Origin of the sequence: Saccharopolyspora phatthalungensis, from assembly GCF_014203395.1 — a bacterium.
In the GTDB taxonomy this organism is placed as follows: domain Bacteria; phylum Actinomycetota; class Actinomycetes; order Mycobacteriales; family Pseudonocardiaceae; genus Saccharopolyspora; species Saccharopolyspora phatthalungensis.
Map to the genome: position 1 here is coordinate 1,034,589 of NZ_JACHIW010000001.1, position 14,797 is coordinate 1,049,385.

Annotated in this window: 17 protein-coding genes and 1 pseudogene; 7 read left to right on the forward strand and 11 right to left on the reverse strand. The window is 70.0% G+C overall.

The genetic code is table 11. From position 1 onward, the window contains the following. Nucleotides 1-6: 6 nt before the first annotated feature. Nucleotides 7-960: a LysR substrate-binding domain-containing protein gene (locus tag BJ970_RS04625; RefSeq protein ID WP_184724150.1), complete on the forward strand. Its 954-nt coding sequence runs from the start codon at nt 7-9 to the stop codon at nt 958-960. Here BJ970_RS04625 and BJ970_RS04630 read toward each other — a convergent pair. From BJ970_RS04630 to BJ970_RS04640, 3 genes are all read right to left on the reverse strand, one after another. Then, nucleotides 929-2,506, reverse strand: coding sequence for a leucyl aminopeptidase (locus BJ970_RS04630; RefSeq protein ID WP_184728874.1), 1,578 nt, complete (start codon nt 2,504-2,506; stop codon nt 929-931). The two genes, BJ970_RS04625 and BJ970_RS04630, sit on opposite strands and share 32 nt — an antisense overlap. A 479-nt stretch (nt 2,507-2,985) precedes the next feature. Beyond that, the gene (locus BJ970_RS04635; protein WP_009949794.1) at nt 2,986-3,153 is read right to left on the reverse strand and encodes a DUF3117 domain-containing protein; all 168 of its coding nucleotides are present in this window, start codon (nt 3,151-3,153) and stop codon (nt 2,986-2,988) included. A gap of 152 nt (nt 3,154-3,305) precedes the next feature. Beyond that, nucleotides 3,306-3,446, reverse strand: coding sequence for a hypothetical protein (locus tag BJ970_RS04640; protein WP_184724152.1), 141 nt, complete (start codon nt 3,444-3,446; stop codon nt 3,306-3,308). A gap of 100 nt (nt 3,447-3,546) precedes the next feature. On the opposite strand from BJ970_RS04640, the gene BJ970_RS04645 reads away from it, so the two are divergent. Then, nucleotides 3,547-4,335, forward strand: coding sequence for an enoyl-CoA hydratase-related protein (locus BJ970_RS04645; RefSeq protein WP_184724156.1), 789 nt, complete (start codon nt 3,547-3,549; stop codon nt 4,333-4,335). A gap of 146 nt (nt 4,336-4,481) precedes the next feature. Here BJ970_RS04645 and BJ970_RS04650 read toward each other — a convergent pair whose 3' ends face one another. From BJ970_RS04650 to BJ970_RS04680, 7 genes are all read right to left on the reverse strand, one after another. Further along, complete coding sequence (locus BJ970_RS04650; RefSeq protein ID WP_184724160.1) at nt 4,482-5,084, reverse strand: DNA-3-methyladenine glycosylase I; 603 nt, start codon at nt 5,082-5,084, stop codon at nt 4,482-4,484. After that, a complete protein-coding gene (locus tag BJ970_RS04655) occupies nt 5,059-5,517 on the reverse strand; it encodes an SRPBCC family protein (RefSeq protein WP_312864118.1) in 459 nt (152 codons plus the stop codon). The genes BJ970_RS04650 and BJ970_RS04655 overlap by 26 nt, the downstream gene beginning before the upstream one ends. A gap of 3 nt (nt 5,518-5,520) precedes the next feature. Continuing rightward, a complete protein-coding gene (locus BJ970_RS04660) occupies nt 5,521-5,871 on the reverse strand; it encodes a DivIVA domain-containing protein (protein WP_184724163.1) in 351 nt (116 codons plus the stop codon). 43 nt (nt 5,872-5,914) lie between these two features. Next, the gene (locus BJ970_RS04665) at nt 5,915-6,247 is read right to left on the reverse strand and encodes a PadR family transcriptional regulator (RefSeq protein WP_184728876.1); all 333 of its coding nucleotides are present in this window, start codon (nt 6,245-6,247) and stop codon (nt 5,915-5,917) included. A gap of 289 nt (nt 6,248-6,536) precedes the next feature. Next, nucleotides 6,537-7,406, reverse strand: coding sequence for a dihydropteroate synthase (gene folP / locus BJ970_RS04670; RefSeq protein ID WP_312864119.1), 870 nt, complete (start codon nt 7,404-7,406; stop codon nt 6,537-6,539). Nucleotides 7,407-7,447: 41 nt separating this feature from the next. Continuing rightward, on the reverse strand, nt 7,448-8,032 hold the full coding sequence (locus BJ970_RS04675) for an LOG family protein (protein ID WP_246470708.1): 585 nt from the start codon (nt 8,030-8,032) through the stop codon (nt 7,448-7,450). Next, on the reverse strand, nt 8,029-8,814 hold the full coding sequence (locus tag BJ970_RS04680) for an LOG family protein (RefSeq protein WP_184724170.1): 786 nt from the start codon (nt 8,812-8,814) through the stop codon (nt 8,029-8,031). The genes BJ970_RS04675 and BJ970_RS04680 overlap by 4 nt, the downstream gene beginning before the upstream one ends. Before the next feature lie 235 nt (nt 8,815-9,049). Between BJ970_RS04680 and BJ970_RS04685 the strand changes: the two are divergent. Further along, nucleotides 9,050-9,790: pseudogene (locus BJ970_RS04685) on the forward strand (slipin family protein); the annotation flags it as partial. A gap of 357 nt (nt 9,791-10,147) precedes the next feature. On the opposite strand, the gene dapE reads toward BJ970_RS04685, so the two are convergent. After that, a complete protein-coding gene (gene dapE / locus BJ970_RS04690; RefSeq protein WP_184728878.1) occupies nt 10,148-11,224 on the reverse strand; it encodes a succinyl-diaminopimelate desuccinylase in 1,077 nt (358 codons plus the stop codon). 189 nt (nt 11,225-11,413) lie between these two features. Between dapE and BJ970_RS04695 the strand changes: the two genes are divergently transcribed. From BJ970_RS04695 to BJ970_RS04710, 4 genes are all read left to right on the forward strand, one after another. Continuing rightward, nucleotides 11,414-11,719: a hypothetical protein gene (locus tag BJ970_RS04695; protein WP_184724175.1), complete on the forward strand. Its 306-nt coding sequence runs from the start codon at nt 11,414-11,416 to the stop codon at nt 11,717-11,719. 8 nt (nt 11,720-11,727) lie between these two features. Beyond that, entirely contained in the window at nt 11,728-13,503 is a 1,776-nt protein-coding gene (locus BJ970_RS04700) for an alpha/beta hydrolase (RefSeq protein ID WP_184724179.1), read from the forward strand. Further along, on the forward strand, nt 13,500-14,039 hold the full coding sequence (locus BJ970_RS04705) for an LppA family lipoprotein (protein ID WP_184724182.1): 540 nt from the start codon (nt 13,500-13,502) through the stop codon (nt 14,037-14,039). The genes BJ970_RS04700 and BJ970_RS04705 overlap by 4 nt, the downstream gene beginning before the upstream one ends. Before the next feature lie 217 nt (nt 14,040-14,256). Further along, on the forward strand, nt 14,257-14,694 hold the full coding sequence (locus BJ970_RS04710) for an LppA family lipoprotein (RefSeq protein ID WP_184724185.1): 438 nt from the start codon (nt 14,257-14,259) through the stop codon (nt 14,692-14,694). Nucleotides 14,695-14,797: the final 103 nt, after the last annotated feature.

Below are 14,797 nucleotides of genomic sequence, written 5' to 3' on the forward strand. Positions count from 1 at the left end.
GATGCGATGGTGAATCAATCAGCCGTTCCCGACGACGCGTCGCAGCTCGCGGCTCATCTGGCCCCGGCGCTCGCCATGCTGCGGGCGGTCGCCGCCGAGGGCCATCTCACACGAGCCGCGGAAACCCTGGGCGTCCCGCAGCCGACGGTCAGCCGCGCGTTGGCGAAGCTGGGCGATCGGCTCGGCGCGCCGGTGATCGTGCGGCAGGGGCGCGGCATCCACCTGACCCGCGCAGGCACCATCCTCGCGGCTGCCGCTGAGGATGCGATGCGCGGCCTGGAGGCGGGGTGTCGCGCGGTGCTGGAGGAGATCGACCCCGATCGGGGCCAGGTGACCTTCGGGTTCCAGCACACGATGGGCAGCACGCTGGTGCCGCCGCTGCTGCGCGGTTTCCGCGACGAGCACCCGCATGTGCGGTTCGGGCTCGTGCAGGGTCCGCGTGACGCCATGCTCGCCCGGACCTGGGCGGGCGAGATCGACCTATGCCTCGTCTCGCCGCTGCCGGACCGCGATGCGCGCTGGGGCACCGCCCCGATCCGGGAAGAACCGCTCGTCGCGGTGTTGTACGTGCGGCACCGGCTGGCGCGGCGGCGCAAGCTGCGGCTCGCCGAACTCGCCGGGGACGACTTCGTCGCGACCCGCCAGGGTTACGGGCTGCGGCAGATCTTCACGGGCCTGGCCGAGTGCGCCGGGTTCGAGCCGCAGCTGACCTTCGAGAGCGAAGAGGCCGACACGGTGCGCGGGCTGGTCACCGCGGGGCTCGGCGTGGCGCTGCTGCCGCCGGCCGACAACGGTCCAACACCGGGCACGGTGGAGGTTCCCCTGGACCCACCGGCGCACCGCACGATCGGCCTGGCCTGGCCGGCGGCCCGAACGCTACCGCCAGCGGTCCGCGCCTTCCGGGACTTCACCCGCACCCACGGCGATTTCAATGGAGATCGGCGTGCGGATTTCCCTTGAAATCGCCCCACTCTGGCAGGGTCGCGGCGAATTCGACGAGACTGCGGGCCGCGAAACCGGTGCCGCCCGACACCACCTCGGCGTAGTCCTTGTCGGCCCGGGCCGGGCCGGCGATGTCCAGGTGCGCCCACGGCAGACCGCCGGTGAACTCGCGCAGGAACAGCGCGGCGGTGATGCCACCCGGCCCCGGCGGGGTCTGCTTGACGTCGGCGAGCTGGCCCTTCACGTCCTCGGCGTGGTCCTCCAGCAGCGGCATCCGCCACCACGCCTCGCCGACCCGCTCCCCGGCCTGCCCGATGCGGTCGGCCAGCTCCCCGTCGGTGGCGAACATCCCGCCGGTGCGCAGGCCCAACGCGACCTTCATCGCGCCGGTCAGCGTTGCGACGTCGACCAGCAGGTCGGGTTCGAGCCGGTCCACGGCGTACGCGAGGGCATCGGCGAGCACCATCCGTCCCTCGGCGTCGGTGTTGCTGACCTCCGTGGTCGTGCCGCCGTAGTGCCGGACGACGTCGCCGGGCCGGTAAGCGCTGCCGGACACGTGATTTTCCGCCGACGGCACCAGACCGGTCACCCGCACCGGCAGCTCCAGCCGCGCAATGGCCAGCAGCGCGCCGATCACCGCCCCACCGCCGGACATGTCGGTGCGCATCAGGTGCATGCCCTCGGCGGGCTTGATCGAGATGCCACCGGTGTCGAAGGTGACGCCCTTGCCCACCAAAATCAGGTGCGGCCCCTCGACGTCCTTCGGCCGGTAGCTCAGCTCCAGCAACCGGGGCGGCCGCGACGAGCCGCCGCCGACCGCGAGAATCCCGCCGAAACCGTTGTCGGCGAGCCACTTCTCGTCCCGCACCGTGGCGCTGAGGTTCGCGATGTCGGCGGCCAGCTCGGCGGCGACCCCGGTGAACCAGGCCGGATCCTTGATGTTTGAGGGGGCATTGGCCAGATCGCGGGCCAGCGAGGTGGCCGCCGCCAGCTCGCGGGCCCGCCGGGCCTGCGCACCGAGCGCCTCCGCGTCGGCACCGTCCGGCGCCACCAGCAAGACCTTCCGCAGGCGCGGGGGAGCCGGCTTGCCGGTTACCCGGAACCGGTACCCGCCCAGCGCCAGGCCTAGCGTCAGCGCCGACACGGTGTCCCCGTCGACGCTGTCGGGCAGCCGGATCTGGAGATAGTCCGCCTCGGACGCGTCCCCGAGGTCACCAACCTCGTCCTCGGACTCGGCCGCCTCGCCCAGTCGCTCGCGCAACGCTCGCGCCAGCGCCGCCCCGGCGCTGCGCCACTGCACGGCCGCCCCCGAACCGACGCCCACGACCCAGCCGACGCCGCCGGCGGGCAACGGCAACGCCCGGACATCACCAGCGGTGGCCGACGCACCTACGGCTTGCAACACCGCGATGTCCACATCGAACGGTTCGGCGGCGGCGGCCAAGTCCGGGCCCGAGGCCCCGTCGAAGACCGCGACTGCGCCGGGCACGCCATCCCGCCACTGCCGCACGACGTCCACTTCGACCAGTGAGGTCGGGATCACAGGCAGCGCCGGGTCCGCCATGCGGGCCGACTGGGCGGAACGGAACACTGAAGCACCGGACACGAAAAGACCTTCCTGCACGGCTCGCCGCGCGCATTCGACTGTCTGCCGTTGTATCGGCGAACCCGCTTGGCCCCCTGCGCGGGCAGATCACCGGCGGGTCCTCCGTCGCGCGACCACCGCTACGAGCCGGGTTCAACGACAGTTCTGAAATTACCGTCTTCCACGTCGGTCTGGATGCGCACCCTGGACGCGGCGGCCGGCGCCAGGGCGGTGTCGCACGCCGGACGACTCAGGTGATCACGAGGCGGATCAAGGACTTGCAAGTTGCCGACGGCGGCTCCGGCGGCGCCCCCGACACCGGAGCCCGACCGTGGCGAAGAACGCTCGCCACTCGCCGTCGATATGATTGACTTGTCGCCTCGGCTGAGGGGGCACCGCGCGGCCGACGGCGTCGCGATCCGGCCCGCGGTGCTTCCCTTGATCGCCGGCTGGCGGCCTCAGCCGGTGGCCGACTCCAGGGCATCGCCCAGGTTCTTGGCCTCCTCGACCGACATCTCGACGACGAGCCGCCCCCCACCCTCAAGCGGGACGCGCATCACAATTCCACGTCCCTCCTTAGTCACCTCGAGGGGACCGTCACCGGTCCGGGGCTTCATGGCCGCCATAGCGTGCTCCCTCCGTGAACTCTTCCCCCGCTGGTCGCCACAACCAGTTCGGGTCCTCTCCCATTCTCCCCCATCCCGAGGCGGGGACGAAACCGAACCGATCAACTCGTGTCCCCCGTGCGCTGGTCGAATGCCCGCAAAGGCTGGCAGACTCACCGCTCGTGCGGGCTCTTTCGGTGCATCCCGGCTGTGCCGTCGGCGGCCCGGCCGGCGGTCGGCGTCTCCGGGGTGCCCACGGTCGCGGCCCGGTCCCGCTGGTGCTCGATCGCGGCCCGGGCCACCAGCAACAACACTGTCTACTCGGGACTTCGCGCGATCCGCGAAGTCCACTTTGGAAGCGCGCCTAGCGGTCTTGCGACCCGCCACAACGGACTTCAAGGCAAGGAGTGCCAAGTGACCGACGTATTGCTGACCCAGGACACCGCCGGTGTGCGCCTGCTCACGCTGAACCGGCCCGAGGCGTTCAACTCGCTCGACGTCGAGCTCAAGCAGGCACTAATCGCCGCGCTGCGGGAGGCGGCGGCCGACGACTCGGTGCGAGCGCTGGTGATCACCGGTGCGGGCAAGGCGTTCTGCGCCGGGCAAGATCTCAAAGAGCACATCGCGCTGCTGGATTCGGGCGACCCGGCGCCGCTGAACACCGTCGAGGAGCATTACAACCCGATCATCCGGGCCGTGACGAGCATGCCGAAGCCGGTGATCGCCGCGATCAACGGCACGGCGGCCGGCGCGGGCGCTTCCCTCGCCTACGCGTGCGATCTGCGGGTTGCCTCGACGAACGCGAAGTTCTTGATGGCCTTCGCTAACGTCGGCCTGGCCGCGGACTCGGGCTCATCCTGGACGCTGCCGCGGTTGATCGGCTATGGCCGGGCGATGGAGATGCTGCTGCTGGCCGAGCCGGTGGCCGCCGAAGACGCGCTGCGGATCGGCATGGTGAACCGGGTCGTCGACACCGGGGAGGCCGTCGCGGCGGCCACCGAGCTGGCCTCCCGGATGGCGGCCGGACCGACCAGCGCCTACGCCCGGATCAAGGAGGAGATGCTGGCGGCGGCGGCCGAGGGCCTGGCCGAGGCGCTCGCCGTCGAGGCAGGCGCGCAGTCGGAGGCCGGGTCGACGGCCGACCACCGGGAAGCCGTGGCGGCCTTCGTCGAGAAGCGCACCCCGGACTTCACCGGCCACTGACGCGGTCGGCTCCGCGGGTCAGATGCCGCCGTTGTCGGCGGTCGTTTGGCGCGGACAGCCCCGGCGCTGTGAGTTTGGACATCGTCGGGGCTCCCGCAGCGCGCGGCCGCCGAGGTTCGCACCGCGGTGCGAACGGCCCGTGCACGCTAAGCGCAGTTCGCGCGCCAGCAGTCCGTCAGGTGGTCGTCGACTATGCCGGTGGCTTGCATCAGCGCGTAACACGTGGTGGGGCCGACAAACACGAAGCCGCGGCGCTTGAGCTCCTTGGCCATCGCCGTCGACTCAGGGGTGGTGGCCGGGATGTCACCGAGGGAGGCCGGGCGCCTCTTGCGAGGTTCAGGGGCGAACGACCACAACAGGTTATCGAGCGGGCGGTCCAGCCGGAGCACCGCGCCGGCGTTGCGGATCGCCGCGTCGATCTTCGCCCGGTTGCGGACGATGCTCGCATCGGCGAGCAGCCGCTGGCGGTCGGCTTCGCCGAAAGCGGCCACCCGCTCGGGGTCGAACTCGGCGAACGCCCGCCGGAACGCCGCGCGCTTGCGCAGGATAGTCAGCCAGGACAACCCGGACTGGAATGCCTCCAGGGTGATCCGCTCGAAAAGTTCCGCGACGCCGTGCAGCGGGATGCCCCACTCGCGGTCGTGGTATTCGGTGTAGTCCGCCGGACCCGCACCCCACGGGCAGCGCGCCCGGCCGTCCGCACCGACCACCGCCGCACCTGATTCACCCACGCTTTCCTCCACCTGCATAGCCGCGACAGAACGCCGCGAAAGCGCTCAGCGACCGGCGCATGCCCCAGGCGAAGGCCGGCCGCACCATGGGCCAGACCAGCGCGCCGCCGAACGGCAGCGCCAGCCGCTCCCACCACATGAACGTCGATGCGGCATTGCCGCACCGGACCACATCAAACCCGCCCTCCCCGACAATCAGCTGCCCGTGATGGCGCACCCGGCAGGTCTGCGGCGGCCGCCATTCGACGATCTCCATCCGGTCCACGATGCCGGCCCCCCGGTACCCGGTGATCGCCACCAGCCGCGTCCCGGGCCCCTCGGCGTCGTCGAGCGCGTGCACCTCGGTGCCCAGCATCCATTCGCCCTGCCGCGCCCAGTCCGTCGCCGCGGCCCACACCACCTCGGGCGGCTCTTGGATCGGAATGCTCAACCGCAGCTCGACGGGGCGCACCGGTCAGCCCTCCGGCTCGTCGGGGCGCCCGGCGCGGGACTCCTGCAACTGCTGCCCGGCCGCGTCGAGCTGCCGCTCCAGCACCGCGATCCGGCCGTGCAGGTCGTCGATTTCACCGGCGAGGCGTTCCAAAACCCAGTCCACCTCCGACGCCTTGTAGCCGCGCACGACCTGCTGGAACCGGAGGGCTCGCACGTCGGCGCCCCCGATGTCGGCCGGGGGCAGGCGGGTCGGAGTCGAACCGGGCGGCAGCGGACCGAGCTGCTCGCCGCGTCCGAAGACCAGCGAGGCCAGCAGGTAGATCACCGCAGCGACGGCGAGCACCACGAAGAGGTAGATGAGCGCACTAGCCACGGTCATCCATCGTGGCACGGACGGCGAGCCGCCGCGGCCACGGTCACGTCTTGGCGGGAGCGGCTTCGAGCACACCTTCGATGGCTGAGGTGAATTCGCGCCAGGCGAGGCGCTCGGCTTGCAGCGTCTGCACGCCGGTCTGGGTCAGGCGGTAGGTGCGCCGCTGCCGACCGCCCACCGTGCTCCAGGTGCTCTGCACGTAACCGGCGCGCTCCAGCCTGCGCAGTGCCGGATATACGGTTCCGGTGGGCAGATCGAGGGCGCCGCCGCTGCGTTCCTGCAGCGCCTCGATGATCGCGTAACCATGCAAGGCCCTGCCATCGAGCGTGGCCAGCAATAGGGCGTCCAAGTGGCCGCGGAGCGCATCAGCCTTCACAAGTAGCGACTCTACGGTCATTTGCCACCACTGTCACCGCTCTCACACAAGAGGACCTAAGTCCTTTCGCGATCCGGACTCCCGATGATGTCGATCACACCGAGCGCGAGGATGCGCCGTTCGGGTGGAGCAAACCCGAAACGGAGTTGACCGGGGCCGAACCCGGACACGCTGCGGAGTCGGATGTGCCACGCGAGTGATGAGTGAACGCCGACCGTCACTTCGGTTGAATTCGTGGTCAGAGTTCACCCATCCGGTACCCGAGTTTCCGTTTGAACCGCCCGGGTTCTCAGGCCATCGCCCGCAGAACCCGCGCCGGCGGGTGGGTGCCGGCGATCGCCGCGACCATTTCCACCGTCCGGCGGGTTTCCACGACGTGATGGGCGCGGAACACGCGAGCACCGCCCCAGGCCGCGATCGCGGTGGCCGCCAGCGTGCCCTCCAAGCGCTCCGTCACCTCGACGCCCAGCGTCTCGCCGATGAAGTCCTTGTTGGACAGTGCCATCAGCACCGGCCAGCCGGTGGCCACCAGCTCGCCGACCCGGCGCAGCAACGCCAAGCCGTGCCAGGTGTTCTTGCCGAAGTCGTGCGTCGGGTCGATCAGCACGCCGTGCGCGGGCACCCCGAGCCGCACCATCCGCTCGGCGCGCTCGACGAGCTCGGCCGTCACCTCGGCGACCACGTCGGTGTAGCGGACCCGGTACGGGTCGGTGCGCGGCGGCAGGCCGCCGGTGTGCGAGCAGACCACGCCGACCCCGAATTCGGCGGCCACCTCGGCCAGCTTCGGATCGGCGCCCGCCCAGGTGTCGTTGAGCAGGTCCGCGCCGGCTTCGCACACCTGCCGGGCCACGTCGTGCCGCCAGGTGTCGACGCTGATCACCAGCCCAGGGTGGCGTTGCCGTACCTCGGCGACGAACGGCACCACCCGGCGGATTTCCTCGGCGGCGTCCACCGGTTCGCCCTGTGCCCCGGCGCGAACCCCGCCGATGTCGACGATGTCCGCGCCGTCGGCGACCGCCCGGTCCACCGCCGCGGTGGCCGCATTGACCTCGAAGGTGCGACCCCGGTCGAAGAAGGAGTCGCGGGTGCGGTTGACGATCGCCATCACCAGCGGTCGGTCCTGGGGCATGTCCTTGTCGCGGAACCGGAGTGACTGCACATCTGCAGATCCTGGCACGCCGCCGGGCCGCTCCGGGAGGCTCACGGCACGCAGGCGTCGAGCGCCTCGTCGACATCGGTGGCCACGGTGAGCACATCGAGCGAGTGCTGGGCGGCGAACCCGCTGTCAACGAGGCCGTGCAACCAGTCCAGCAGGCCGCGATAGTGCCCGTCCGGGTCGAGCAGGACGACCGGCTTGGCGTGCAGGCCGATGTAGCGGGCGGTCCAGATCTCGAACAGCTCCTCGCAGGTGCCGATGCCCCCGGGCAGCGCGAGGAAGGAGGTCGCGTGCGCGTCCATCAGGCCCTTGCGCTCGCGCATCGTGTCCACCACCAGTAGCTCGTCGGCGTCGGTGTCGGCCACCTCGCGGTCCACCAGCGCACGCGGGATCACCCCTACGGTCCGGCCGTCGCCGGCCCGCGCGGCCCGCGCTACCTCGCCCATCATCGACACCCGCCCGCCGCCAGAGACCAGCGTCCAGCCCCGTTTGGCGATCTTGGTGCCGACCTCGGCGGCCAGGTCCAGGTGCTGCTGCGGCACCGGGCGCGATGCGCAGTACACGCAGACGGAAACGTCCACAGTGGCCTCCCCAGTTGTCTGCCCCGGTGCGGAATCAGTGCTGCTCAATGAGTGGCCTCCCATGCCTCGTAAGCCTCCTGCACGATGCCGACCGCGTCGTCGATGTCGTCGGTGAGGTGCAGCAGCGCGAGGTCCTTGGCCCCGATCTTGCCCGAGCCGTGCATGCTGTCCCGGATCCAGTCGTACAGGCCCTGCCAGTAGGACTTGCCGAACAGCACCACCGGGAACTTCGTGACCTTCTTGGTCTGCACCAGGGTCAGCGACTCGAACAGCTCGTCCATGGTGCCGAAGCCGCCGGGCAGGCAGACGAACGCCTGCGCGTACTTGATGAACATCGTCTTGCGAACGAAGAAGTAGCGGAAGTTCACGCCGAGGTCAACCCACGGGTTCAGGCCCTGCTCGAAGGGCAGCTCGATGCCGAGCCCGATGGACAGCCCGCCGGCCTCGGACGCCCCCCGGTTCACGGCCTCCATGGCCCCGGGTCCGCCGCCGGTGATCACAGCACAACCGATCTTGGCCAGCGCCGCGCCGAGCTCGACGCCGGTGGCGTACTCCGGATGCTCCCGTTGCGTCCGCGCCGAACCGAACACGGTCACCGCGCGCGGCACCTCGGCGAGCGCACCGAAGCCCTCCACGAACTCCGCCTGGATGCGAAGCACCCGCCACGGATCGGTGTGCACCCAGTCCGACGGGCCGCGAGAGTCGAGCAGCCGCTGGTCGGTGGTGGTGTGCTCGCGCAACCTCGATCGACGCAGCACCACGGGTCCCCGTTGCTTCTCCTGGGGCCGCTCCGCGCCGTTCGGCTCGCCCCACGGGCCTTCGATTGTCATGCGGTCGAGAGTACGCACGCACACTCGGCCGCCGACGCCTGCCCGCTTCCGGGACGATCGGAGAAATGCCTGTTCACGAGGGATTCACACGTGCGTGCGGCGGCGTACGATACGAAGAAAAGATCGAGTGCCGCCGGCGACGCCGGCCGCGCACACCACGCAGATCCGCCTCGATCTACGCAGGCGCCGGAGTCGGGTCGCCGGGCACGACCGGAATCGAGCCCGGGAGTCAGCCATGCTCATCGCCCTGATCATCGCAATCCTCGTGCTCGGCATCCTCGTCGCCTCTGGCGTCAAGGTCGTCAAGCAGTACGAACGCGGCGTGGTGCTCCGCTTCGGGCGGCTGCAGGAACTGACCCGCGGACCCGGCCTGACCTTGATCGTCCCAGGCGTAGACCGGATGCGGAAGGTAAACCTGCAGATCGTCACCATGCCGGTGCCGGCCCAGGAGGGCATCACCCGCGACAACGTCACCGTCCGGGTGGACGCGGTGGTGTACTTCAAGGTCGAGGACCCGGCGCGGGCCGTCGTCAACGTCGAGGACTACCTGTTCGCCGTCGGCCAGGTCGCGCAGACCTCGCTGCGCTCGATCATCGGCAAGAGCGACCTGGATGACCTGCTGTCCAACCGCGAACGGCTCAACCAGGGCCTGGAGCTCATGATCGACAGCCCGGCGCTGGGCTGGGGCGTGCACATCGATCGGGTGGAGATCAAGGATGTCTCGCTGCCGGAGTCGATGAAGCGCTCGATCGCCCGCCAGGCCGAAGCCGAACGCGAGCGGCGCTCGCGAGTCATCGCGGCGGACGGTGAGTTCCAGGCGTCCCGCAAGCTCGCCGACGCGGCGCACGTCATGTCCGACACCCCGGCCGCGCTCCAACTGCGGCTGCTGGAAACGGTCGTCGAGGTGGCCGCGGAGAAGAACTCCACCCTGGTCCTGCCGTTCCCGGTGGAACTCCTGCAGTTCGTCGACACCGCCAAGCACGTCGGCGGCGAAACGCGTGAGGGCACGAGCGCGGAGCAGGAGCCCGTGGCGGAGCAGTCGCCGGAGCTCACCGAAGCGGAGCGGCAAGCCGCAGAGCTGCCTGCGGCGGAGCTCGCCACCGCCGAACGGGAAGCCGCGGAGCTGCCCGCAGCGGAGCCGGAGACAGAGCGTCCGGCTGCCGAGCTCACCAGCGCGGAGCGGGACGCCGCAGAGCTGCCGCGGCCACGCGAAGCAACGGCCGCCGAGGGACGAAAGCCGGGCGGCGCGCAGCGCGCGGAGAGTTCCGAGAGCGGGGAGGAGTCGATGCTCGGCATCGCCTGACCACAACTCGCCGAAGAACCGGGCGCAGGATCAGGCGAGGAAGCGGTGCAGGACGTCCGCACAGCGGCGGATATCGGCGCTCGCCACGTGCTCCTGCTTGGTGTGGGCGAGGGTCGGTGAGCCGGGGCCGAAGTTCACCGCCGGGAGGCCCAGGGCCGCGAAGCGCGCCACGTCGGTCCAGCCGAGCTTCGCGACCGGCTCCGCGCCGGATGCCTCGACCAGCTGCGCCGCCGCGGGAGCGGTGAGACCGGGCAGGGCCCCTTGGGCGCCGTCGACCACGGCAACCTCGAAGCCGTAGAAAACCTCGCGAAGGTGCGTTTCGGCCTCGGCGAGCGACTTGTCCGGCGCGAACCGGTGGTTGACTGCCACCACGCACGAGTCCGGGACCACGTTGCCGGCGACACCGCCTTCGATCCGCACCGCCTGCAACCCTTCCCGAAACTGCAGGCCGTCGATCACCGGGTTGCGCGGCGTGTACTCGACCAGCCGCTGCAACACCGGCTGCGCGGCGTGGATCGCATTGGCGCCCATCCACGCACGGGCCGTGTGCGCGCGGGTGCCGGTGGTGCGCACCTCGACCCGCATGGTGCCCTGGCAGCCCGCTTCGATGGCGGCGTTCGACGGTTCGCACACCACCGCCAGGTCACCGGCCAGCCAGTCGGGCAGTTCCCGCTCGATGCGGTTGAGGCCGTTGCGCTCGGCTTCGACTTCCTCGCAGTCGTAGAACACGAAAGTCAGGTCGTGCCGCGGTTCGGTGAGCGTCGCGGCGAGGTGCAGCATGACCGCGTCCCCGCCCTTCATGTCGACCGTGCCGCAGCCGTGCAGTACCTCTTCGACGCCCGCACCGGTACGCCGCAGCGGCAGGTTGTCGTTGATCGGCACGGTGTCTAAGTGCCCGGCGAGGACCACGCGCGAGTCGCGTCCGAGGTTCGTCCGCGCCAGCACGGCGTCACCGTTGCGCACCACTTCGAGGTGCGGTGCCTGAATACGCAGGGCCTGCTCCACCGCATCGGCGATGGTCTTCTCCTCGCCGGAGACGCTGGGGATGTCGACCAGCGCGGCGGTGAGTTCGACGGGGTCCGCAGTGAGATCCAACGACGCAGTCACGTCCCGGAGGCTACCCGGGTGCTCCCGCCCCGGCGGCGCAACGGGTGCGAGCTGCTGCGATCCAGCCCGACCCGGCACTGACCGGTGCAGGCGGAGCGCGCGGGTGGTGCCGATCGGCGGGAACCGGATCCGCGCGACCACCGTCCAACGCGTGATCATGACGCTAGGCTTCCGCCGCTGGAGGTGGGCATGGATTACACGGCAAATCCGGCTTCGCTCCGAAAAGCCGGGGCGAGCGCGAAGTCGGCCGGGGAGCAGGCCGGACAGGTCAGGCTGGGGCCGCCGGCCGAGGACATCGCCGAAAAGATGCCCGGCGGCAAGTCCGAGGGCGCGGCGAGGCAGGTCGCGCAGAGCTGGGAAAAGGCGATCAAGGCATGGAGCCGGGGCGCCGAGGAGCACGGCGCATCGTTGAACGCGAGCGCCGACGAGTACGAGCGCTCCGATGAGTCCAGCGCGGCGGACATCGGCCGCCTCGGCGCGCAGGCCGAGAGGTAGGCGGACAGATGGTGTCCTTCGCCGATGTGCGCCGTTGGAAGCCCGAGGGCCTCGATGCCGTCCACAACGAACTCGGAAGGCGCCGCGACGACCTGATCAACTTGCAGGACGAGCTGGACGGCGCCAAGAACCCCGACGGTTGGAGCGGCAAAGCCGCCGACAACGCGGCCGAACAGCACGCGAAGCTCGTCAGGAGCATGCGTTCGCTGGTCGCCGAAGTCGCCACCGTGCGCGTCGCGGTCGCCGCAGCCGCCGACGACGTCGCCAAGATCAAGCAGCAGATCCAGCAGGCCGACCACGAGGCACAGGCCAATGGCTTCGAGATCACCGAAGAGGGCGGCGTCAAGGACGTCAAGCCGCCGCAGGACGTGCCGCAGGACCAGCTGGCGCAGGTGCGGCAGCAGCGGATCCAGGTCCGGGACAAGCTCGTCCAAACGATCGAGCACATCCTCGACGAAGCCGAACGCACCGACGCCGAGCTGGCCAAGGTCCTGGTCGCCGCCGAGCGGGACCGGATCGAGCCGGGCAAGGGCGGTTCGCTGGCCGACGCCGCGAACACCAACGACATCCAGGCCCTCGTTACCGCCGCGGGCAAGCCGAAGGACGACTCGCCCAGGGCCGCCGCGCAGTGGTGGAAGTCGCTGTCGGACGAGCAGCGCGCGGCGTTGCGGGAGAACCCGCCCGCCTGGCTGGGCAACCGCGATGGCATCCCCGCCGAGGTGCGCGACGAGGCAAACCGCGGCCGCATCGACGACGAGCGCGAGTCGCTGCGCGAGGAGAAGGCCAAGCTTGAGCAGGGCGGCATCGCCGAAGACGAGCGCGAAAAACTTCAGCAGGTCGACGACAAGCTCAAGTCCCTCGACGAGGTCGAAAAGACCATCGCAAGGGAGAAACCGCCGCGCCAGTTGCTGGTGCTCGACAGCAGCGGCGAGCGGATGAAGGCGGCGGTCGCGGTGGGCAATGTGGACACGGCCGATCACGTCTCGGTGTTCACCCCCGGCTACACGACCACGGTCCAGGGCAGCCTCGGCGACTACGACTCGAAGATGCAGGAATTGGTCAAGGAGTCGACGGTCGAGCTGAACCGCCACGGCAAGAACGAGAGCGTGGCCGCGGTGGCCTGGCTCGGCTACGAAGCCCCGCAGAAGTCCGAGAACCTGGACGTGCTGGGCGATTCGGTGGTCAGCTCCCACTCCGCCCAGGAAGGCGGGGCGAAGCTCAACGACTTCTACAAGGGCATCAACGAGTCCAGGGACCACGACCCGCACCTGACCGCGATCGGCCATTCCTACGGTTCGACGACCACCGGATACGCCCTGCAGCAGGGCGGCCACGACGTCGACGACGCGATCATCTTCGGCTCGCCGGGCGTCGGCACCAACGACATCGGGGACCTCGGCGTCCCGGACGGGCACGCCTACCGGTTGGAGGCCAAAGACGACCCGGTCGCGGACTTCGCCCGGTTCGGCGGGGACCCGTCCCACATGGACGGGTTCAAGGATCTGTCCACCGAGAAGTCCGGCGAGGGCGCGGGCGTCACCGGCCACAGCGACTACCTGGATCCCGACACCACCAGCCAGCACAACATGGCCTCCGTGGTCGCCGGCATGCCGGAAAACGCCGTGGCGGGCAAGACCGACGGCGTCGGCGATGTGCTCTCCTACGTCCCGCATCAGGCCCAGGAAGGCGGATCCGCGGTCTACGACTTCGGCGAGAAGACGGTGGCCGGGGTCAAGGACTTCGGCGAAAAGACGATATCCGGAGTCAAGGACGTCTTCTCATGAAAAAGCTCGTCCTGTTCGTCCTCTTCGGCCTGTTCGCCGCCGGGTGCGCGAGCGGACCCGATCCGTCCGACGGGGGAAACATGGCAGACCCACTCAGCATGTTGCGGCAGCGACCGTCCATGGAAGAGATCACCGCCCGCTATGAGGAGATGCAGCAGAAGCTGCGGGACCGGCTGTCGGCCGGCCTCGGCCTGGGCGCGCGGTGGGCCGACCAAGGTGACCCCGGCCAGGCGGCATGCCAGGGCCAAGAGCTCTCGCATGTCGACGGTGCCGAGGAGCACAGCCTGGACACCTGGATCTACGAGGGCAACATCCCGGACGACCAGTGGGCGCGGGCGCAGCAGATCGCGATCGACGTCACCAAGGAGTACGGCTTCAAGGAGCTGGAAGTGGTCGTGAACCGGCCCGGCGACCACAAGGTCGAGATCCGGGACGACTTCGGCGCGGCGCTGCAGTTCGGCACCGCGGTGAACACGGTCATGAGCCTGCGCACCGGCTGCCACCTGCTTCAGTCCGCAAAGGGCGGTCGAGGCTGACCGCCGTGGCCGGGACCGTTTTTGCGCGAAATCGCCGTCGGCTCCGCACCAGGACCGCCGCTTTCACGCGAAATCGCCAGGATCGCCGATCGGGCACCGTGGTGGCCGGGCGCCTGATCGGGCGGTCAAGAACGGTGGTCGCGGCATCGGCTACGTGATCTCCGGCATCATCTTCTGAGGCGACCTGCCGCCCATACCTTGACCCGACGGGGGAACCGTGGAAGACCCGCGCAGCCTGCTCCAACAGCGCCCCAGCATCGAGGAGATCAGCGAGCGCTACGAACAGATGCAGCAGCGACTGCTGGACCGCCTCAACATCGAGGTCGGCCCGCTGGCCTGGGCGTTGTGGGACCCGGTCAGCCGCGCGGGCTGCGCCGAGTTCCCGGACATCTTCGACGCGGAAAGCCGGGTGCTGCAATCGTGGCGGGCACCGGGCAATCTGCCGGACGCGGTGTGGTCCCGGGCGGTGGAGATCGTCCAGGAGATCACCGTCGAGTACGGCTTCGACGAGCCCGAGATCATCGTGAACCGCAGCGGCGACCACGAGATCACCGGTAACGACCAGTACGGCGCGGTCTACCAGTTCGGCACCGCCGCCGACACGGTGCTCGTGATCACCACGGGCTGCCACCTGTTCGCCGCCGCGAAGGGCTGACGCTCGCGCCGGCCCGCCGCCGTCCCCGGGGCTGCTCGAAGCCTGTTACCTGGCGTTCTGCGGCGTGCCGATCACCGCCTCGCAGGCGCCACCCCTGCGGTCA

Excerpts from the sequence above, each read along its gene's own strand:
- BJ970_RS04705 (WP_184724182.1), top strand. The coding sequence starts at position 13,500 with ATGAAAAAGCTCGTCCTGTTCGTCCTCTTCGGCCTGTTCGCCGCCGGG.
- BJ970_RS04650 (WP_184724160.1), bottom strand. The coding sequence starts at position 5,084 with ATGCAGGTGGAGGAAAGCGTGGGTGAATCAGGTGCGGCGGTGGTCGGT.
- BJ970_RS04700 (WP_184724179.1), top strand. The coding sequence starts at position 11,728 with ATGGTGTCCTTCGCCGATGTGCGCCGTTGGAAGCCCGAGGGCCTCGAT.
- BJ970_RS04625 (WP_184724150.1), top strand. The coding sequence starts at position 7 with ATGGTGAATCAATCAGCCGTTCCCGACGACGCGTCGCAGCTCGCGGCT.
- BJ970_RS04680 (WP_184724170.1), bottom strand. The coding sequence starts at position 8,814 with ATGACAATCGAAGGCCCGTGGGGCGAGCCGAACGGCGCGGAGCGGCCC.
- BJ970_RS04635 (WP_009949794.1), bottom strand. The coding sequence starts at position 3,153 with ATGGCGGCCATGAAGCCCCGGACCGGTGACGGTCCCCTCGAGGTGACT.
- BJ970_RS04630 (WP_184728874.1), bottom strand. The coding sequence starts at position 2,506 with ATGGCGGACCCGGCGCTGCCTGTGATCCCGACCTCACTGGTCGAAGTG.
- BJ970_RS04695 (WP_184724175.1), top strand. The coding sequence starts at position 11,414 with ATGGATTACACGGCAAATCCGGCTTCGCTCCGAAAAGCCGGGGCGAGC.